This is a genomic window from Flammeovirga sp. AWQ4_249 (assembly GCF_056161045.1).
This window is the reverse complement of sequence record NZ_JBSWYJ010000063.1, coordinates 1-21,650: the sequence shown is the minus strand read 5'-3', so window position 1 is coordinate 21,650 and position 21,650 is coordinate 1. Positions and strand designations below refer to the sequence as shown.

General features: G+C 32.5%; 12 protein-coding genes and 2 tRNA genes. 6 read left to right on the top strand and 8 right to left on the bottom strand.

Annotation, left to right across the window (positions count from 1 at the left end):
* Nucleotides 1-86: 86 nt before the first annotated feature.
* Both ACXAHM_RS24630 and ACXAHM_RS24625 read right to left on the bottom strand, forming a co-directional pair.
* Nucleotides 87-1,076 carry a sulfatase-like hydrolase/transferase gene (locus tag ACXAHM_RS24630; protein WP_474966393.1) on the bottom strand — a complete coding sequence of 330 codons (990 nt, stop codon included), beginning with the start codon at nt 1,074-1,076 and terminating at the stop codon, nt 87-89.
* A 574-nt stretch (nt 1,077-1,650) separates the two neighbouring features.
* The gene (locus ACXAHM_RS24625; protein ID WP_474966390.1) at nt 1,651-3,750 is read right to left on the bottom strand and encodes a DUF6311 domain-containing protein; all 2,100 of its coding nucleotides are present in this window, start codon (nt 3,748-3,750) and stop codon (nt 1,651-1,653) included.
* A 39-nt stretch (nt 3,751-3,789) separates the two neighbouring features.
* On the opposite strand from ACXAHM_RS24625, the gene ACXAHM_RS24620 reads away from it, so the two are divergent.
* On the top strand, nt 3,790-4,971 hold the full coding sequence (locus ACXAHM_RS24620; protein ID WP_474966388.1) for a hypothetical protein: 1,182 nt from the start codon (nt 3,790-3,792) through the stop codon (nt 4,969-4,971).
* On the opposite strand, the gene porU2 is transcribed toward ACXAHM_RS24620, so the two are convergent.
* On the bottom strand, nt 4,956-10,223 hold the full coding sequence (porU2, locus tag ACXAHM_RS24615; protein WP_474966386.1) for a putative type IX secretion system sortase PorU2: 5,268 nt from the start codon (nt 10,221-10,223) through the stop codon (nt 4,956-4,958). The genes ACXAHM_RS24620 and porU2 overlap by 16 nt on opposite strands.
* Before the next feature lie 123 nt (nt 10,224-10,346).
* On the opposite strand from porU2, the gene recG reads away from it, so the two are divergent.
* Nucleotides 10,347-12,452, top strand: coding sequence for an ATP-dependent DNA helicase RecG (gene recG, locus ACXAHM_RS24610; protein WP_474966384.1), 2,106 nt, complete (start codon nt 10,347-10,349; stop codon nt 12,450-12,452).
* A gap of 53 nt (nt 12,453-12,505) precedes the next feature.
* On the opposite strand, the gene ACXAHM_RS24605 is transcribed toward recG, so the two are convergent.
* From ACXAHM_RS24605 to ACXAHM_RS24590, 4 genes are all read right to left on the bottom strand, one after another.
* Nucleotides 12,506-12,590 (bottom strand) — tRNA-Ser (locus tag ACXAHM_RS24605).
* A 316-nt stretch (nt 12,591-12,906) separates the two neighbouring features.
* A tRNA-Ser gene (locus tag ACXAHM_RS24600) sits at nt 12,907-12,991 on the bottom strand.
* A gap of 76 nt (nt 12,992-13,067) precedes the next feature.
* Nucleotides 13,068-13,907 (bottom strand): phosphatidate cytidylyltransferase, encoded by an 840-nt coding sequence (locus ACXAHM_RS24595; RefSeq protein ID WP_474966382.1) that lies wholly within the window; start codon nt 13,905-13,907, stop codon nt 13,068-13,070.
* 223 nt (nt 13,908-14,130) lie between these two features.
* Nucleotides 14,131-15,057: a lysostaphin resistance A-like protein gene (locus tag ACXAHM_RS24590; RefSeq protein WP_474966380.1), complete on the bottom strand. Its 927-nt coding sequence runs from the start codon at nt 15,055-15,057 to the stop codon at nt 14,131-14,133.
* A gap of 194 nt (nt 15,058-15,251) precedes the next feature.
* On the opposite strand from ACXAHM_RS24590, the gene dusB reads away from it, so the two are divergent.
* Together dusB and ACXAHM_RS24580 are read left to right on the top strand one after the other, a co-directional pair.
* Nucleotides 15,252-16,247, top strand: a complete 996-nt coding sequence (dusB, locus tag ACXAHM_RS24585; RefSeq protein ID WP_474966378.1) for a tRNA dihydrouridine synthase DusB — start codon at nt 15,252-15,254, stop codon at nt 16,245-16,247.
* A 278-nt stretch (nt 16,248-16,525) separates the two neighbouring features.
* Nucleotides 16,526-16,990, top strand: coding sequence for a YHS domain-containing (seleno)protein (locus ACXAHM_RS24580; RefSeq protein ID WP_474966375.1), 465 nt, complete (start codon nt 16,526-16,528; stop codon nt 16,988-16,990).
* On the opposite strand, the gene ACXAHM_RS24575 is transcribed toward ACXAHM_RS24580, so the two are convergent.
* Nucleotides 16,987-17,796, bottom strand: a complete 810-nt coding sequence (locus ACXAHM_RS24575) for an AraC family transcriptional regulator (RefSeq protein WP_474966396.1) — start codon at nt 17,794-17,796, stop codon at nt 16,987-16,989. The genes ACXAHM_RS24580 and ACXAHM_RS24575 overlap by 4 nt on opposite strands.
* 214 nt (nt 17,797-18,010) lie before the next feature.
* On the opposite strand from ACXAHM_RS24575, the gene ACXAHM_RS24570 reads away from it, so the two are divergent.
* Together ACXAHM_RS24570 and ACXAHM_RS24565 are read left to right on the top strand one after the other, a co-directional pair.
* Complete coding sequence (locus ACXAHM_RS24570) at nt 18,011-19,885, top strand: beta-L-arabinofuranosidase domain-containing protein (RefSeq protein WP_474966372.1); 1,875 nt, start codon at nt 18,011-18,013, stop codon at nt 19,883-19,885.
* Nucleotide 19,886: 1 nt separating this feature from the next.
* A complete protein-coding gene (locus ACXAHM_RS24565) occupies nt 19,887-21,512 on the top strand; it encodes a sulfatase family protein (RefSeq protein WP_474966368.1) in 1,626 nt (541 codons plus the stop codon).
* Nucleotides 21,513-21,650 lie beyond the last annotated feature (138 nt).

Below are 21,650 nucleotides of genomic sequence, written 5' to 3'. Positions count from 1 at the left end.
TTCTGAGGTGAATTTTCTTTTACTTTTCATAATACTGCAATTTACTTAATTATTAATTTTGATTGCAGTCCATTTTGATGGGGTAACTATACATATATGTAATGCTCATTTCTATGATTATAATTTTCTTTACTAAGAATTAATGAAGAGTCTAAATCATTATTTTTTATTTCACTTAAATCAAGGATAGTATGAAATAAATCTTGAGTTTGGAACCTTTGATGAAGGTTATCTTTCAAGAATCTAACTTTTTCAGCAGATTTATGTACAAATTTTTTATTTGGATAAAATACTAATGGTACTTCTACCTGAGGTGAAGTAGTAAATCCACCATGAGAAGTTAATACTCTTTCATCATCATATAAGTTTTCTCCATGATCTGATACATATATTAAAAGTGTAGGTAAAGGATTATTATCTACATAATTTATTAATGAATCAAAAAACATTCTTTTATAAAAAAATGTATTTGTGTAGTTATGAATTGCATTTATCGTATCGTTAGCAGTATGAATTGGAAGTATTTCAAATTCTTTAGGATATCTATGTTCATAGGATAAGTGACTTCCCATGGTATGAAGGATAGTAAATTTATTAATATACATTTTTCTTTCTTCAAGATCTTTTAATGGATAAAATAAATGATGATCAAACCCTGTTGTTAATAAATCATTAGTATAAGGAGCATAAGAAGATGTATCAGCCTCAAAACTATAAGAATCTAAAATGGAACCTTTTCTCACATATGTTTCTCTAGGGGCGATGGTGAAATATGAAGTATAAAAACCAGATTCTTTAAAATATGAAATTAGAGAAGGGCTTTCAAAAACATTTTTAAAAGTCTTAGTAGTATTTTTACTTAAGATCATTGGGACTGATCTATATGTATTTGTTGCATTTGCAAATGTATTTTTATAAAGTAAAAATCTATCTTTACTTTTAAACCCTTCAAAAAAAGCATCAAAATAATCTCTTCTAGAGGTTTCTCCAAGTACCAATAATATATTTACTGCAGTTGAATCATTTCTAATAACCTTAAGTTTATTTTTTTCTATTGCTTCTAACCTGTTGCTCATAAGTTCAGATTTTCTATATAAGTCTCTATAACTTTCAACTACAGAAAATGGGTAATAATGATTTCGGAAGTCATGCCAATTAAATTTTAGAAATAATATGAGTATTAATCCAGTTACAAAATTGAATTTAATCGACGTCTTAAATTTTACTTTGCTAAAATATAGTATTAAACTAAATGCTAAAACTAAAATTATTAGAGGTAGGATAATCGTAATGTAATTTAAAATGAATTCTAAACTTTCATTAGGGTTACTATTAACTAATGCATTTATTGATGAACTATTCAGTATTGCTTTAAAGATAAATGCATTTAACCATCCACTAACATTAATTAAACTAACAATAAAGAAAATAAAGGTGAAAGCTAAACGATTGATATTTAGAAAGGCAAGCAGTAAGACAAAACTGAATATAAAACTTGAAATGAATGGGTACTGAGGATATCTGATAAAAAATTTGTTGTAGAAAATTAGCTCATCCTTTAGATATACCCATATAAAATCAAATGAACATGCAGATACCCATATAATGATCCAAATCAAAAGGATTTGAAGTCCTTCTTTAAATGATAACTTATTCATGCTCTTTAAGGATTATATCATCAAAAAATAATGGTTGTTCTCTATGTTTAGCCTCATTTGGTTGAGGATTAAATCTTTCATGCCAGTAGGCAGCACTTTCTCTTTTACTATTTACATAAAGCTGAATTGACTTTGTAGTATCGATGGGCTTAAATGATAAATTAAAACTTCCCCATTCTTTATCAAAATATTGGAAACTGGCCCCAAAAGATTTATTGACTAAAGTTTTTCCACCTTGCTCTAATTGAAAGTAGTTGAGATATATACTATCCATGTGATGATGGTAAGTCCATACACTTAGATCATATATTTTAGAGGTATCAAGTACTTGTTGATTCGTTTCAAAAATTAACTGTTTACCATGATTAGTGATTTCTTTTGCTCCCTTTTTTAAGAAGCCATGTGTAGTTGATCGTGTCGAAAAGTCCTCGTAAACAATTGCACTATCAATAATGTCATTTAAGGCAACAGTATTATTAATAAAATCTCTGACATATCCTTTGTATAACGTTATACTATCCAATGTTCCTATTTTTTGTAAAGGTATATCACCCGGAGTGTGAATAGCTTTATTTCCTTTAATGATTAATAGAGAATCATTGACATTAAAATATTCTTTTAAGACCTCCTTTTGTTTGGGGCTTTGAAGAATAAATAACTGTTTTAGATTTTCTTCTTCATAGCTTAACCTTGATAAATACGCATTGATAGATGGGACACCTGTGGTATATATTAGATGATATTGGTTGTTGATAAGTTGATCACTTTCTTGTAAAGTCATCGGTGCATCATAATGAAAAGGCAAAGCTAATATTGCAGCATATTTACCTTTATAATCAACGTAATTATCTTCCAAAGAAAAATATTGAAATGGGTTTTTATTGAATTCATTTCTCTCTGTTATTTTAATATTGTAGATGATACCTTCAATAATACCAATGCAAAGTAAAGGAAGAATTAATTTCTGTGGTAGGTATTTATTTTGATGTATGATCAATGGGAGTACAATACATATAAAACCAACCCATCCAAACCTTTGCAGATCTCTGAGTTGTTCAAGTTTAGGAACTAATTCTAATACAAATTGAAATTTAACAATTAGAGAAGTTCCATAAATAAGGTAACCTATTCCCAGTAATAAGATTAAATTATAATCTTTGAAGAGATGATGATTAAACTTTGGTTTAGTTTTGAGGAAGAAAAGAATGCATAAAATACAACTTATCCAGAACCAAAAATTAAACTGTAAAGTCTCATGGATATCTAAGTTTCTAAATAATACACCTCCGAAAAGATGATTAAATGTAATTTTGAAGTCAAAAAGGGCTAATGGATGTTGTGTTCTCCAAAGATGATTGTCAGACCATGATACTAATACAAAGTAAAGTAAGGTTGGTGAAAAAGAGGATAGTAATCCTATCAATTGTATTTTTCTATTTTCACTGAAAATTATTTTGAATAAGAAATAAAATACAATAATTCCGCTCCAAATAGCTCCTGTGTATCCATGGATGAAATACCCAAAAGTAATACCTAGGAAAAGTTGTAATGCTCTATATTTTGAGTCTTTGAAAGTTAATGTTACGTATAAAATAACAGGGAATAAAATAATATAAAAGAGCCCAAAATGTAATAACATCCTACTATTACTTGGACAATTTAATACAATTAAAAGGCTCCCTAATGCAGCTACCCAAGGAGAAACATCATAGTATTTTAAAATCTTATACATGTAATAATAGCTGATAGGAAAGAGTATCAGCATACTATAATGTAAAATACCAATCGAATAATCTGGAATAAAAGAGAAAACAGAACTTAACCAATGTAACATCAAGCTAAGTAGCGGCATACTGTCAGTATATAATATTGTTTCGCCAAAAGGATAATTGACACCTGTAAAACCATCAATACTACCATTTTTAACAACCCACGCAAATAGGAAGTAATTCTTTAAGCCATCTCCACTTGTTTTGAATAAAAATGAATTGGGTGAAAATAATACATCATGATACACTCCACCAATTATCAAAAGGAGAAGAATAAGAGTAATATAGAAAGGGAAGTTTGTAATGTTAACTTTTGTATTCAAAATATACTATTTTTGATATTCTATTGATAAGCAAAATAAATGAATAAATTTCAAAGATTACTTTCCTATAAAGGGAATTATTTATTGGCTATCGTTTTATGGAGTATATTTTCAATTATCTCTTTAAAACAAGGTATATCATTGACCAATGACTCTTGTACTTACTTAGCGTCAGCTGAAAGTTGGGAGGATCAAGGTATATTCTTAGATACTTTTGGAAATATCAACAAAGTTTGGCCTCCTCTTTATTCTGTGGTCATTACTTTCATTGGTACAAATGAAATTTCATTAAGCCTATTGAATTATTTTTCAATACTTATTACAATTTTGCTTTGGTTAGCCTTTTATCAGAGACACTATTCTTTTGGTATTTCGAACTACTTTTTCTCAATTTTACTTTCTACATCTACCGCTTTTCTTCTATGTGAAAAATTTGTTTGGTCCGAATGCTTATTCATCTTATTAGTATCAATTTATTTCATCTCATTATTTACTTATTTAGAAAAACCATCACAAAAAATAGGGTTGATAATGAGTCTTGCAGGAGTTTTTATTCCATTACAAAGAATTGCTGGTGTCTATATTTTCTTTTTTGCTTGGCTTGGCCTTTTGCTATTTTATAGAAATGAATTAAATTCTCATTTTATTCAAATAGCTATACATATTTTTGTAGTTATTCTACCTTTTAGTATTTGGTTTTATGCTACACGAGGAGGTTTAGAAGTAAGAGAAGAAGCGACCTTTTATTTTGACTTTTTAATAGAAGTTTTGAGAGATTTTGACCAGGTAACAAGCCGCTATTTCTTTCCCGTACTCAAAATAACCAATTACCCAACACCTTTTCTGTTCATTTTTATAATAGCATTACTTTCTGTTTTTTACTTTATAAAAGATAGAAAAGTAAAGTTGGCAGCGTTTATATATTTGGGATATTATTTAGCTTATATTCTGACAATTTTTATGAAGAAGGCAGGGGAAGGCCATCAAGAAGTAGAGCGCTTTTTAGCACCTACATATCCACTTTTATGTTATCTATTAGTATTCTCATTCTCTCAAATTATTGATTCAATACAAAAAATAAACTGTAAAAAAATAATACTGTTCCTACTTACACTCTGGACTTTGTATCCTATAGCTAGAGCAAGTAAAAACAGTATTGTTTATGATAAGCTACCCCAAAAAACAGGAGTGAATATTCCTTGTGATTACCTTAGAAGATAAAGTTTACCAATGTTATGTTTGAACATATGATCTCCAGAGGTAGAACTGTGTTCATATATTCCCTCATTTTTTTGTGGAATGATGACTCTATATAAATAGACACCATTAGCTAATTGATCTCCAAATTCATCTGTACCGTCCCATGCATAGTCAGTTATATTATTTCCGATACGAATAGGTCCTAATTCCTCTTTGAAGATCTCTCTGACAACACGTCCCGTAACAGTCATAATTTGAATTTTCATTTGATCAGGTACCTCAGTGCCTGTAACTTGAAAAACAAATTTAACTTTATCAGAGAATGGGTTAGGATAAGGATAGAAATTAGTAATGCTTGATTCTTTATTAATTTCAAAATTAATACTCAGTTTTGGTGCTTGATTATCTGTACTTGAATAACCAGCTCCATTTCCTGATGGATCAGATGCATTGATTTCTATATTATATCTACCAGAAGATAATAGACCATCTTGATCAAGTAATTCTACTGGAACAACATCATTTATATTGAAGTTCAAAAGAATATGGTTTTGCTCGTTAACACCATCTACCGAAGAACTTGATAAATCAATTGGGATTGGTGTTCCGTCTTCTGGTGTAATAAAAGCATTTACGATCGTATCACTTCCTGAGACGAGGTTATCATCTAAGCTAATAAATGAGTTTTCATCGATCATACTTAAACTTACCTCAGCACTAGGAGAAACAATATCTCCATCTAATATTCTCGTTCCATCAAATAAAATTTCTACCAAAGGATTAAGAGAATCTTGTGTTACATAGACACTCTCGGTACCAGAACTATTGTTATTATAAAATAATTCTAATTGGTTGTGATTACCGTTGACAATAGTTGTAATGGTTGTTTGACCACTGATTCTTTTTGATGGATCATTTTTTCTCCAAGTATCTGTTGTAATATCAATGGTTTTCATACCATTTGCAGGTAATGGAGGAATGTATAACGTATCGCTAAATCCATTGAAAGTATTTTGATCTGAGGTATAGTTAACTTCTACTAAAAGACTATCAGAAAATGCTTTTGAAGAAATATTATGGAACTCATATTGATAAGTAGTATTCTGCCCTTGCTGTAATTTCGATGGATTTTCTGTATTATTTGTCAACATGACTCCCTCAGCTACCGGAGTGAATGCAACTCGCCAATCCGTCAATTGTGGAATTTGCCTTTGAGCACTTGTATCCATTAAATAAGTCTTTAATGCGATAAAGTCATAATTTCTTATTTCACTGTATGCATCTAAATCAAATCCATTACTACCAGAAACACCTTTTAAAGTCGTGATTGAATCAGGAGCGACTATCGTTCCATTTTCATCCTTAACCATACCAAAAACAGTGGTTTCTATCTGACTAAAAGTACCTGGAAGTTCTGCATTAATCCATAATCTTGAAAACTGACTAGAAGGACCAATAGATCCAGTTGTTACCGAAGCAGTGGTAACATCTTTTTGGATGGTAAAAGTTTGATCTAATAAGTCATTAGTACTTGTTCCATAGTAAACTAAAGAGTTTAATGGGTTTCCTTGAAATCTACTCCAACCAATAAAAGGTAAGCCTTTTTGTGTCAAATTAGCTTGCATATCTAAAGTGTCCAAGCCTACTTCCGCAAAACCTTCTATATGTTTATGATAAGCATCTAGTTTATCTGGGTTAGTTGGTAAATTACCTTGAAAATCAAAAGATCCAGCCATTATTGTAAGTACATAGTCACCAGGTTCAATACTTGCAAATTTATAAGTTGGATCAATAAATAAAGAATAAGGGCCGTTTCTTGTTAGTGGAGAACTACCAACTACATTACCACCTCTTATATCAGATGAATTAAACATTACTGCAACTGGAGGAAGACCTTCACCACATTGTAGAGGTCCCCATAAGTAAGATTGAGCACCTTTAAAAAAACCTGTGAATTGATCGAAGACTAAAAAGATGACTTTATCACCAGCATCACCACTACGAACACAAGAACCATCTACTAAAAAGGTTTGTCCATCTAATTTAACCTCATAGAAATAGCCATTAGTATATGAACCACCTGCTGCTTTTACTTCAATTCTAGATTCATTTGTTGGGAATGACCAATTAAGATCACCATTATTAGAACTAACTAAAGCACCATCAATAATATTCTGCTCCATTTCATAAAGCGTACTTTGATTCCAGCCTTCTCCAGAAGAATTTCTAATTTTTGTAAAAGAAATAGTAGCCCAATTACTATCGTCACTATCTGCAATTCGAGAGCGCAAGTAATACACAGTGGTATCTTGTGTACTTGTTAAAGGAATACTCCATTTAAAAAGTTGTTCACTTGTGACATCTTCTTGTAAAGCAATTGAAGTGAAAGTACTGTCTAATGATAATTGAAAACGAACATTTTTATCAGATTTCACTGAGCTATAATCAAAAGCATAAACATCAATTTGATCATCATGTGTAACGGCAAAATTTTGAGGGAAAATTAAAGAAACTTTCTCTGTATAAAAATCAGCTGTAGTAGTTGCTATATTATTCGTATCATCAAGTTCATCAATAGTAGTAATTACTTGACCTCCTGCTGTTAAAAAGTTTCCAATTGTAACAGTAATTTGGTTCGTACCATCCCCATCTTCTTTATCTGTAGTGCTATTAGGAACGGTAAATAAAGTATCTATTGAATTGTAAGGATTGCTCATTGAGTCCACATAAACAGAATTAGCTGCAATACCATTACCATATCTTCTATTGACCTGAATATAGATTTTATCTTGTGATAAAGTGTGTCCAAAGTTGTCTATTTGTACTCTCAAACGATAAAAATCATCTCCAGAACTAAGAGTTTCACCATCTTGAGGGATAATCGTAATTTGATCATCCTTGATAGAAAAATCGACTTTATCAGGTGATATTTTGGTAAAAGGATCACCTTGTAACCCATATTGTTCTACTGTCGCAATTCGTCTAATAGAAGGATTGCCAACTAAATTAAGAGCGTGAGTCATGATCATATGATCACCAATTGCTAAGCCAATTTGTTTTTCATAGGTAGCTTCATAAAAATTATCTCCAAACAACTCTAATTCAAATTGTTGACCTAAACCAGCTTTTGCCATGAAGCCAATAGCACCTTTTTGAGGAGTTTCAATCCAGTCTTCACCCCAAGATTTTTCAGTAGTAAATAAGTTACCACCACCACAACCACTCATCATAATGAATGGATATTTTCCTTGATTTTCATATCCTTTGGTTGGGTCACTTGCTTCTCCGATATCGATATCAGCAGATTGGGCAGATGAGTGTCCGAAGAAGGTCATTAAACTTATACCATCATTTACGATATCTGATACGTCAATAAATTCGATAGAACCATCATTTTGACGACTAACAGTCTCAACTGTTCCACCTTCAAGCGTATCCATGAAAATAGCTCCATATTTATCGACAATTCTTCTAAATTCATCTTGTTGATAAGCATTGCCTCCACCGCTAAGGTGTAATGCTTTCTTCATCCATAAATCATCAAAATTCAAAGCCTCATGTTCTTGTATCTTCGTAAGGTAGTCTTCTACTACTTGAGGGACATAGGCCGCAATACGCCCTACAGGTAAGACGCCTGTTTCATTTCCATCAAAACCCATTGTAAATACATTGTCGGCACCAGGATATCCATACGTTGGAATATAATTATAAGCCCTCGGTCCTGTAGGAGTAGACTCATAGGGATCTTCATCTAAATCAAGACCTTTACCGATAATTAATACATACGCTAAATCTTCTGTTCTTAATAAGTTGATACAATTTCGAATGGCTTGAGGATTCTCTTCCCCCCAACTAAAGGAGTTGAATAATTTTTGAATTTCTGCAGTATATACTTGATTGCTACCACCGTCATTTGATCTTCTGTAATTGGCATAAGCTTCAACAGGGTTTGAATAACTACTTGATGGTTGTGTTAATGCAGGGTGTGTGATAATAAGATAATTGTAGGCTAGATTATTATCATTAAACTCAAACTCTGCTAAAGCAATGTTGCTTACAGAATTTGTTTGTGCACTAAAATAAATTTCTACTTCTTGATTGCCATTTTGAGCGATAATCGCTTCGTCCATTGAATTGGCATTTGATTTTTGAAATAGAATAGGAGTAGTAGGGTCTGTAATATTATAAAAGTTACTTTGATTACTTTGTGGTGCTAAAACTTTCTTCTTTACGTCTCCATAAACTGAAAATTTAATATCTGCATCATTGTCAATTACATCATGACTTTGAGGATAAGTCAAGTTAAAGTACATGACACCTAGTTGATTATTATCAGAACCAGTTCCATTAAAAATATCAACTAATCTGACTGAGGTGCTTCCTTGAGCATCAAAATCATTTTCTACAAGAGAGGTAGAGATATTACCAGTAGATTCATAGCGTAAAACATTTTCTCTATACCTTGTCGTTACTGTACTGCTTTCAGGTCCTAATTGAAATTCAATACCTGCTGTTCTATATGAAAAATTTAAAACTCGGCTTTCTAATTTAAAAAGATTACTCGAAACACCAGGGTGTAACCCTTGCGTCCATAATTGAAAATTGACTATACCGGCTTTGTTTCGAGTGTTATAAGTTGTCCATGATCTAGGACCTCTAAATGCACTGCTAAAAGAAGTTCTGTCACTACCGTTTGTTGATTCACCTGGACTGAAAGAAGTTCTAAAATCAAAAGACTTTTGAATGGGAGTATCTCTATACGTTTCAGTATGCCAATGATAATCTACAGCTACTGCACCACTTGTATCTTCATTACTGATTTGCATACGTTTTGGAGTATCACCAGTAAGAGCTGAAGAACTTAAAAAATAAACAGCAGTTTTAGAGTAGATTGGTTCATAAGGATTGACAAAATCAGTTGGATCTCTAAATTGAGCTTGATCTGTCATACCATCGTTCGGCTCTCCATAAAAATCGATGTATTCACCTTGATCTAAACGATTATTATTATTTGAGTCTGTAATTTTAATCGCTACCTCATTTCCTCTTCTGAATAATCTGATTGCAGATAAGTCAGCGGTAGCTAATGGGTAATTTGCACTTTGAAGGTCAGTATAGGTAATTCTATAGATTCCAAATGCTCTTACCTCCATTCTATAAAAAGAGGTATTTCTCGCTTTTTCTCTCCAAGCTTCTATATCTTGGTCAGGCAATTGAGAAAAGACAGGTATTAGATTTAGAAAAAATAGAGTGACTATGAGTAATAATCGCATAGAAAACGTCAGAATAATGATTTAATAAAAAAGCGTTTTTTAAAATTAACATATTCTCGCAATAAACCACTAATTTCGACCTGTTGTCTATCAATTAATTTGAAGGAAAATTAGTAAAAACTAGTGAAAAACATCTTTGATACAAAAATTGAGTACCTAAAAGGAGTAGGAAGTGTTAGAGCAGAGATCCTAAACAAAGAGCTTGGAGTATATACTTTTGGTGATTTATTGGAGCAATATCCTTTTCGTCATGAAGATAGAACTCGTTTTTATAAGATTAATGATATCATCAATGACAACGCATATGTTCAAGTGATTGGTCGTTTGACTTTTCTGAATAGTATTGGAGAAGGAAGGTCAAAAAGACTTGTTGGTTCTTTTTCGGATGAAACAGGAGAAATAGAATTAGTTTGGTTTCGAGGAGCTAAATGGATTGAAAAAAAATTAGCTGTTGGTAAATGGTATGTCCTTTATGGAAAACCGCAACGTTATGGTTCGAAAATGAACTTTTCTCACCCTGAATTAGATGAGTATGATCCTGCTACTTCTAAGAATCAAAAAGGTGGTTTGGTGCCTGTTTATCATACTACTGAGAAGATGAAAAGTAAGAATATGGACAGTAGAGTTTTGGCAAAACTTACAAGAACACTCTTGGAAAATGTCTATCATTCTATTTCTGAAACATTACCTGAACATCTCATTAAAGAGAATGACCTCATCTCAAAAGGTCTTGCAGTGGCATGGACCCATTTTCCTAAGTCTCAAGAAACATTAGCTCAAGCACAATATCGATTAAAATTTGAAGAATTATTTTTTCTTCAACTAAAAATTATAGCCTCAAAAGTAGGAAAACGAACAGATAAATTTAAAGGACAAATTTTCGATAAAATCCCTACGTTTAACATCTTCTACAAAGAGCATTTACCATTTGATCTTACGGGTGCTCAAAAAAGAGTAGTAAGGGAGATTTATAATGATATGAGAAGTGGCTACCAAATGAATCGACTTCTTCAAGGAGATGTAGGTAGTGGTAAAACGATTGTAGCTTTTATGTGTATGTTGATGGCTTTGGATAATGATGCTCAATCTGCATTAATGGCACCTACAGAAATTTTAGCCCAACAACATTACAATGGTTTAAAACCTTTCGCAGATGAGATGGGAGTGACTATCGCATTACTAACAGGTTCGTCAAAAACAAAGCAAAGAAGAGTCATTGATGAAACGCTTAGAGATGGATCTCTTAAAATTATTGTAGGTACACATGCATTGATAGAAGATAAAGTTGATTTTTATAATTTAGGTTTGTGTGTGATTGATGAACAACATCGCTTTGGAGTCGCACAAAGAGCAGCATTATGGAAAAAAACGAGTAAGGCTAAACCTCATATGTTGGTGATGACTGCAACGCCTATTCCTAGAACACTTGCAATGACCGTATATGGCGATTTGGAGGTTTCTGTGATCGATGAGTTACCTGCAGGTAGAAAACCTATTATTACATGGCATAAGTTTGAAAAAGGAAGGCTGAGAGTATTTGGTTTTTTAAAGGAACAAATTGAAATAGGTCGTCAAGTCTATATTGTTTATCCACTGATTGAAGAATCTGAAAAAATGGATTATGCCAATTTGATGGCAGGGTACGAAAGTGTCACGCGTGCTTTTCCTGATTATAAAGTAAGTGTTGTTCACGGTAAAATGAAAGCCGCTGATAAAGATGCAGAAATGCAGAGATTTGCAGAAGGAAAAACGCAGATTATGGTAGCGACAACTGTAATTGAAGTAGGAGTGAATGTTCCAAATTCTACTGTAATGATCATTGAGAATGCTGAGAAATTTGGATTAGCTCAGTTGCATCAGCTTCGAGGACGTGTAGGTCGTGGAGGTGAACAATCATATTGTATTTTAATGACTGGTGATAAGCTATCAAAAGATGGTAAAGTGAGAATACAAACGATGGTGGATACTACAGATGGTTTTAAGATTGCGGATGCGGATTTAAAACTTAGAGGGCCTGGAGATATAGAAGGTACACAACAAAGTGGTGTATTAGACCTCAGACACGCTGATATTGGTCAAGATGCTGCTTTATTACAATTTGTAAGAGGAATAGCAGAAAAGATCATAGACGAAGATCCTGACCTTTCTAAAGAAGAACACGCGATCATCAAACATCAACAATCTTTACTTGTTAAAAAATCAGTGACCAACTGGAGTAGGATTTCATAAAGTATTAGATACAAAAAAAGCATCAAACCTTTCGATTTGATGCTTTTTGCTAGCAGAGAGTGAGGGATTCGAACCCCCGGTACCTCGCGGTACAATGGTTTTCAAGACCACCGCATTCGACCACTCTGCCAACTCTCTGTGTCATTGGACGGGTGCAAATATGCAAGGTTGATTTTAATCTACCAAGTGTTTTATCAATATTTTTTCAATAAAATTCTTAACAGATTGTAATATAGATTCTTATTTTGTTTATATCTGAAAAATAAAAGACTTTACAATCCCTATTTTCTCAATAGTATTTCAATGAAGAAGTGTAAAAGAATATTTTTCTAAAGGTTTAGTTCTAAAATTCTTTATTAAGTGGAAAAAACAGAAAGATATTTAGAATCCTTTTTTGTTGTCAAAAATTAATGCAAAAAAAGCATCAAACCTTTCGATTTGATGCTTTTGCTAGCAGAGAGTGAGGGATTCGAACCCCCGGTACCTCGCGGTACAATGGTTTTCAAGACCACCGCATTCGACCACTCTGCCAACTCTCTGTGTGCTATCTTCGTGTGATAGCGGGTGCAAATATGTAGGATAGAATTATACTATCCAAATATTTTATTGATTTTTTTAAAAATTTGGTGGAAATATCTTCAAAAAGGCTGCAATGAATGGTGCAGACAATAATAATCCATCAAATCTATCCAAGAAACCACCATGCCCTGGCAAAGTATGACCAGAGTCTTTAATACTCATGCTTCTCTTGAATAATGACTCGACCAAATCTCCATACGTTCCTGTTACCACAATGATAATGGCGATTGTAACCCATCTCCATGCTTCTAATGAAGTATAGAAATGTGAGAAGATTAAACTTACAGTGACCGCCAATGCAGCACCACCAATACTTCCTTCCCAAGTTTTTTTAGGAGAAACTCTTTCAAATAATTTTCTACGTCCAAATGTTTTTCCAGAAAAATATGCTCCAGAATCATTAGCCCAAAGAATTAGCATAGCTCCAATCAAAATTTCATAGTGATATTGCGTATCAAAAAATACGTAAGCATGAATTAATGCAAAAGGAACAGCCACGTACATGACCCCTAGAAATGTGTATGCTAAATTTTTAAAAGGTTTGTCGTCTTTCTTGTTGTAAAGTTTAATTAAATAAGCAGATGAAAAGCCTACAAATACTAAGTAGAGCCATTTCATACTAATCAAATCCATTTCAATAAAGAACGTCAGGCAGTAAATCAAAATCCCTAGACAAGTACCGTATGTACGAAGGGGTAAGTGTTCTTCCAATCGTAAGAGCTTATAAAACTCTAACATTGCGGCAACACTGATGAGTAAAAATAAAATAAAATAAGTCCAAACACCGTAGTAAATAGCACCTAGCATGCCAATACCACCTAAAAATCCAACTATTACGCGTTGTGTTAGTTCAGAACTATTATTCAAATTGAACATCTTGTTTAATAATTTGTGCTGCTTCTTCTGCAACAGATTTTTCAACGTAAACTTCTCTATAACCAAAGTTATTATAAGAAGAATCTCTTTTGTCTAAAATACGGCATTAATGCCTCTCTCGTCTAATGTTTCCTTTACGATTTCAGCTTGGTATAGCTTATCCGTAGAAAATACTTTTTCCCAATTATCCATGTTTTATCAGTTTATTAAAATGAATAATAGATTAATTATTTGAAATTACTTTCGCTCCTTTTTGTTTATAAAGATATAAAATTCCAAAGGCAACAATTGTAGAAAGTAATACAATATACCATTCTGGAGCTTCTGCTGAAAATGGATCAGCCATTTCTTTCAATAATTCCTCTTTATTTATATAAACACTAATAACAGTAATTGCATTATTGGCAATATGGGCTAATATAGCGGGGTACAGACTTCTTCCTGACCACAAAAATAGGTATCCTAACAATACTCCCAAGAACATTCTTACAAAGAATCCATAAAATTGCATATGAATACCTGAAAAAATGATTGCCGTTACCCAAATTGCAATATGTGGATTTTTAAAGATGCCTTCGATATAACCTTGAATATATCCTCGGAATAAGACTTCTTCTCCAATACCAGCAAGAACAGCAATGACAATTAGTCCTATGATAAATTCACCAAAACTTTGGAAATCTACTAGAAATGCAGTCAATTGAGCAAGATCTAATTCAGTTGTTTTAAAACTTAGTTCTAGACTTCTTAATGCTTCTGGAAATTGAATGTTTTGATTCCAAACTAATAGCGCTGAACCTAATGGAAGAAAAGTAATAATAATAACGATGGCAAGAATCCATTGTGAATTATCACTTACTCCTTTAGATAATTTTTTTGTAAATGGCTTATCATAAAAATATCCATAAGATAAAGGTCCTATGATAAATGTAAATAATGCAGAAAGACCTTGAACAATATACATCACAGTTCTATTATCTCTTAAAGATAATGCTTGAAAAACTGCAGTTGAATCAAAATCATACATCGGAAGTAGAACCCCTACTATTACGGCCTGACCTATTAAAGTAAATATTATTACAAATCCGATCAGAGATAGAAATTTTTTAAAGAAATATCCTGGATTTTGTTCTAGAATATGGTCTGTCATGTTCTTTTATTACATTTGTAGTTTCAAACAAAATAGGCTCAAAATTCCTAATAGATGTTATGAATTGTCTCATAATTAGGTTTTTATGAACCTATACTGTTTATATAGAGTTCACTAATAAATAGCAAAGATACACTTCTTTTGAAAAGTGTATAATTTCTACCTTTGCTAATCAATTAAAATGCTATAGAGAAGTGGTAAAAATAGGTGATTTAGAAATAAAAGATTTTCCATTATTGTTAGCACCAATGGAAGATGTAAGCGACCCGCCATTTAGAGCGGTTTGTAAAGAAAATGGTGCAGACTTAATGTATACAGAGTTTATTTCTGCGGAGGGTTTGATTCGTGATGCAGCAAAAAGCCGTGCAAAATTGGATATTTATGATTACGAACGTCCAATTGGTATTCAGATTTTTGGAGAAAAAATTGAATCTATGCGTGAGGCAGCTTCCATCGCCGAAGAAGCTAATCCTGAAATTATCGACATCAACTATGGTTGTCCTGTTAAAAAAGTAGCTGGTAGAGGAGCCGGTGCTGGTATTCTTTTGGATATCGATAAGATGCAAAAGATGACAGAAGAAATTGTAAAGCAAGTTGATAAGCCTGTAACTGTAAAAACACGTTTAGGTTGGGATCATGATACTATTCGTATTGTTGAAGTAGCAAAAAGACTTCAAGATGTAGGTATTAAAGCTTTAACAATTCACGGTCGTACACGTCAACAAATGTATAAAGGCGTGGCTGATTGGGATCCAATTGCAGAGGTAAGAAATCATCCTGATATCCATATTCCAATTTTTGGAAATGGTGATATCGATTCTCCTCAAAAAGCTGTAGAATATAAAGAAAAATATGGTGTAGATGGAATCATGATTGGTAGAGCAGCGATCGGTTATCCATGGATTTTCAGAGAAATCAAACACTATATGGAAACAGGAGAAATTTTAGCTCCTCCTACTATCCAAGAAAGAATTGAAACGGTAAAACGTCACTTAAATTTTTCTGTAGAATGGAAAGGTGATCGTACAGGTATTTTTGAAATGAGACGTCATTATACAACGTATTTCAAAGGTGTTCAACATTTCAAGCCTTTTAGGACACAACTTGTGGAAGCGATGACACATGATGATGTATTGAATATATTATCAGATGTTGAAGAAGCTTTTGATAAACAAGTTATTTATCAATAAATAAAATGAAGCATCGAAAACACTGTTAGTTTTTGAGTGCTTCTTGCTATATAGGGTGAAATGGTTAGTAATAATCATTTCACCTTTTTTTATGTTGATGTTTTTCTTTTTTAAGAAAATATTAAATTCTTCATTTTTAACTATTCATTCTACATTCCAAAACCTTTTGGATTTTGTGAACAACTTTTTAGTTTCTTTTTCAGTATAAGTATATATTTAAAAAGTTATCAACATTTCATGTTAGTGTTGAATAAAAACCGCTCAAAACATCAACTGCTATGAAATCAACAATGAAAGTATTGTTTAAATTATTCTTATTTTTTACACTTCATGCTTATAGTTATTCACAATCCACTAAAGAATTAAACCTTGAAAAAGGAAATTTGGCTGTTGGAGGGTATGATGTGGTGAGTTATTTTGAAAATAAAGCCGTAGAAGGTGATAAAAACTTCAAAGCGGAATATCAAGGAGCCGAATATCACTTTATTTCACAAAAGCATGTTGATAAGTTTTTAGCTAATCCTGAAAAATATGCTCCAGCTTATGGAGGATGGTGTGCTTACGCAATGGCTGATAAAGGAGAAAAAGTAAATGTAAATTATGAGACATTTATTATTCAAGATGGAAGATTAATGCTCTTTTACAATAAATTCTTTTCTAATACACTCGAATATTGGAAGGAAGAAGGTCCTCAAGATTTAGAAAAGAAAGCAGATGCTAATTGGGGTAAAATAGTAAACTAGTCTTTATTGAATTCCTTCATAAAATCACTCGGAGATAAATTCTTCACTTTTTTGAAAGTTCTATTAAACTGACTGATGCTTTCAAAACCTACTTCATAGGCAATTTGACTTTTAGAAAGATGTGCTGTTTTTAATAAATGACACGCTTGTTCTATTCTAAATTGATGAAGATAATTTACAAAACTGATACCTTTTGCTTGTTTAAACCATCTACAGAAGGAGGTTTTAGTCATATTAATCTTTTTCGCAATAGTCTCTAAATCAATTTGCGTTTGATAATTTTCAAAAATAAATTTATGGATAGTATCTAATCGTTTATTCCCGATTATCTGCTGATCGCTATTTATCATTAATGGAATTTCAGAAACTGTTTTTGATTTTAGTCGATAAAGTAAATCAAGAAATTTAAAGAACTTCTGAATTGGTTCATCATTAGTTTGATGAATAAATATTGGAAGTTCTTTTATTTTTTTATCAAGATTATTGAAATCCCAACCACTTACTTTTTGTGAAAAAGCAGAAAGTATATTTTTCAATTCGGGAACTTGATTAAGAATTAATGGATCAAATTGTAAAACATAAGCTTCCACGTCCATAACTTCTTTTGAGGAGACCCATTGATGAGGGACATTAGGATTTATCCAAACAAAATCACCTTCTTCGAAAGTTATTACTGTATCGCCGATAAAACGTAAACCACTTCCTTTTGTAATTAAAGTCAACTCTACTTCTGGATGATAATGCCAGTAGGGGGCGAATCTTTCCTGATTTACTTTGAAAAGTTGAAAAGATGATGACTGCTCTATATATTCTCTTTTAGCTCTGATATTCCTCTATATTTTCTTGTTGTTATATAAATAAATATATTGATGATAATATATGCATAAATTTGGTCAAAATCCTCAAAGTTTTTTAATCTGAGGTACATTACTTTTGATTATCTTAAATTATAAGTAAATAAAAATGAGGCGACTCTACATATTATTTCCCATTCTGATATTTCTAAATTCATGTAATGAAATGAAAGAAACCAATACAACTTTACAATCCATACAATTTGGAGATATACATCCTGAAGGTTGGATGAAGACACAAATGGAATCAGACCTAAAAGAGGGTTTTGTAGGTCATTTGGATGAGTTAGTTCCTGACTTGATAATAGAAGATGATATTTATGGTAAAGACCGGTTGACAAAAAAGGTAAAGTCAAAAGATGTGGGTGCTGTGAATAGTGAAGGAGAATGGAACGTTCAATTTCTTTGGTGGAATTCTGAAACTCAATCTAATTGGTGGGATGGATATATCAGAAATGCTCTTTTAACAGGTGATCAGAAAGCGATTGATAAAGTAGTGAAATATGTAAATGATAAATTGGCTACTCAAGACCCTGATGGTTACATAGGTGTTTATGCAGATGATTTACGCTATGATCATACTACAGAAAATGGCGAATTATGGGCACAGGCTTCATTATTTAGAGGTTTAATAGCTTATTATGAAGCAACAAAAGATAAGAGAGTTTTAGAGGCGGTAAAGAAAGCTGTTAATGTAACCATGAAAGCTTATCCAATTGGAAAATCTACTCCTTTTAAAACTAATAAACCTTTTGCAGGGGTTGGCCATGGATTGACCTTTACGGATGTGTGTGATCAGTTGTATGATATTACTGGAGAGAAAAAATATCTTGATTTTGCTAAATTCTTATTGGATGATTATAACCTTCATCAAATGGCAGAGGAAGATATTTTATTGAAAAACTTAGCAGACAAAGACTATAAATTTAAAGGTCATGGTGTACATACTTATGAACATCTAAGAAGTTTAACTTTAGCAGCCTATACTTCTGGAGAAGAAAAATATAAAGAGGGGCTAGATAATTACTTACAGAAACTAAAAGAAGTAGTAAGTGTAAGTGGTGGGCCGATTGGTGATGAGTGGATTTTCGGAAGACATGCTAATGCCGATAGTACAGGCTATGAATATTGTTCTTTACAAGAACTGTTAGATAGTTATGCAGTCTTGAATAAATTTGACCATAACAGCCATTGGGGAGATAAAATAGAATGGATTTTGTTTAATGCCGCTCAAGGTGCAAGGCATCCACATGAATCTTCTATTGCTTATTGTAAGAGTGATAATTCTTATTCAATGTGTGGTCATATCAATGATCATGATTGTAAGGATACAAAAGAAAATCGTTATAAATATTCTCCAGTTCATAAAGATATAGCAGTTTGTTGTGCACCAAATGCAGGTAGAATTTATCCATATTATGTACAGAATATGTGGCATACTCAAAGAGATACTTTGTATCTAGATTTATATGGCCCATCAAAATTGACCACTAAAGTTGGACAGCAGATTATTACCGTAGAGCAGATCACAAACTATCCTTCCTCTGGTGATGTTCAATTAAAAATAGAAGGGGAAAAGGAATATGAATTGGCATTAAGAGTTCCGAAATGGGCGAAGTCATTTAAGGTAAATGGTAAAGTTTATCAGCCAAATCAGAATGGATATGTCATTCTACCTACATCTATAGGAAATGGTAAAATTGATGTGAAAATGGATTTTCAACCAGAAATTCATCATGATACACAGGGTAATTATGTAACATATGGCCCTTTATTATTCGCTCTTCCTTTAGATGGAAAAGCAGAAGATGTAAAAGTATGGAAAGATGAATTTAAGGATCAAAAGTATACTTATACTCAAGATGAAAAGGCTTCTTACCAACTGAGTAATGATGATTCAATTAAAGTTGAAAATGTTCAGTCTTTTAATCCATTCGAAAGTGTTCAACTAAAAGTAGGTTTTACGAACAAAAATGGTGAAGTTGTAAATGCTACAATGATTCCACTTGGAGCAACCGTATTAAGAAAATCAGTTTTCTAAAATGAGAAGAAAAATAACAATCATTCTATCCGTATTGGCAAGTTTCTTATTTATAGCTTGTCAAGAAAAACAAGAAAAGCAAGAGCAGACCCAAAGACCTAATATTATTTATATTATGTCTGATGATCATGCCTATCAGGCAATTAGTGCCTATGATACTTCATTGATACATACTCCCAATATTGATCGATTGGCTAATGAAGGAATGCGTTTCGATCATGCTTATGTTTCTAATTCTATTTGTTCTCCAAGTAGAGCGGTGACTTTGACAGGTAAAATGAGTCATTTAAATACAGTAAAAGATAACTTGGATATTTTTGATTCGACTCAGGTTACTTATCCAAAGATTTTGCAAAAAGTAGGTTATCAAACAGCAGTTGTAGGGAAGTGGCATCTAAAATCACAGCCAACAGGTTTTGATTATTGGGAAGTTTTGCCTGACCAGGGAGACTATTATCAACCTGATTTTAGAACTCCTAAAGGAATGGTGACGGAGCAAGGTTATGTGACAGATATTATCACAGACAAAGCAATTGCTTACCTTGATAAACAAAAAGATAAGGGAGAGCCATTTATGTTGATGGTACATCATAAAGCACCTCACAGAGAGTGGATGGTAGCCATGGAACATTTGAAAGATTTCAAAGATCAGAAAATCAAAATACCTGAAACTTTATTTGATGATTATAAAGGAAGAAGAAAAGCTGCTCAAGAGGCTGAAATGAGGATTTCTGATCATATGGGGCTTACAAATGATACTAAAATTTCGCCTGCTATCAGAGATAAAAAAGGTTTCAAACCATTCATGGGATGGTACGATTGGGCTTATGAGAAAAATCTCAAAAGAATGACAACCGAAGAGAGAACCAAATGGGAAGAAGTATACGGACCAATCAATGAGAATTTTGAGAAGAGTAATCTTACAGGAAAAGCATTAACGGAGTGGAAATACCAACGCTACATGGAAGATTACTTAGGAACATTGGTTAGTGTAGATGAAAATGTAGGCCGTTTATTAGATTATTTAGATAAATCGGGACTTTCAGAAAATACAATTGTTGTCTACACATCTGATCAAGGTTTTTATTTAGGAGAACATGGCTGGTTTGATAAACGATTTATGTATGAAGAATCTTTCCGAACGCCATTGATGGTTAGATGGCCAGGACATATTAAACCAGGTAGTATAAACAAAGATCTTGTGCAGAATATAGATTATGCACCAAGTTTCCTTGAAGCGGCAGGGGTTGAAATCCCTAACGATATGCAAGGGACTTCTTTGATTCCTTTAATGGAGCAGAAGAAAACTGATTGGCGAGATGCTCTGTACTATCATTATTATGAGTATCCTGGTATTCATGGTGTGAAGCGTCATTATGGGATAAAAACCAAAAGGTATAAGCTCATCCATTTCTATTATGATATTGATGAGTGGGAATTATATGACCTTGAAAAAGACCCTAAAGAGATGCAAAATGTATATGATGATCCATCTTATGTAGAAGTAAGAACTAGTTTACATCAGCAATTAAAAGAGCTTAGAAAACAATACAAAGATTCCGATCAATTGACGCAAGAGATGCTGAAAGCGGACTTGAAAAGACTTGCAGAATTAGAACAAGAATAGACAAATAGATTAAGGTTAACTCAAGGTATTGGTTAGCCTTTTAAAACAGGGAGTATCTCAGAAACTGTGTAAATCTATTTTTTAGATTTCAAAATGTTTTGATCAACCCTCGAAATTTCTCTTTGTAAAATTAATGAG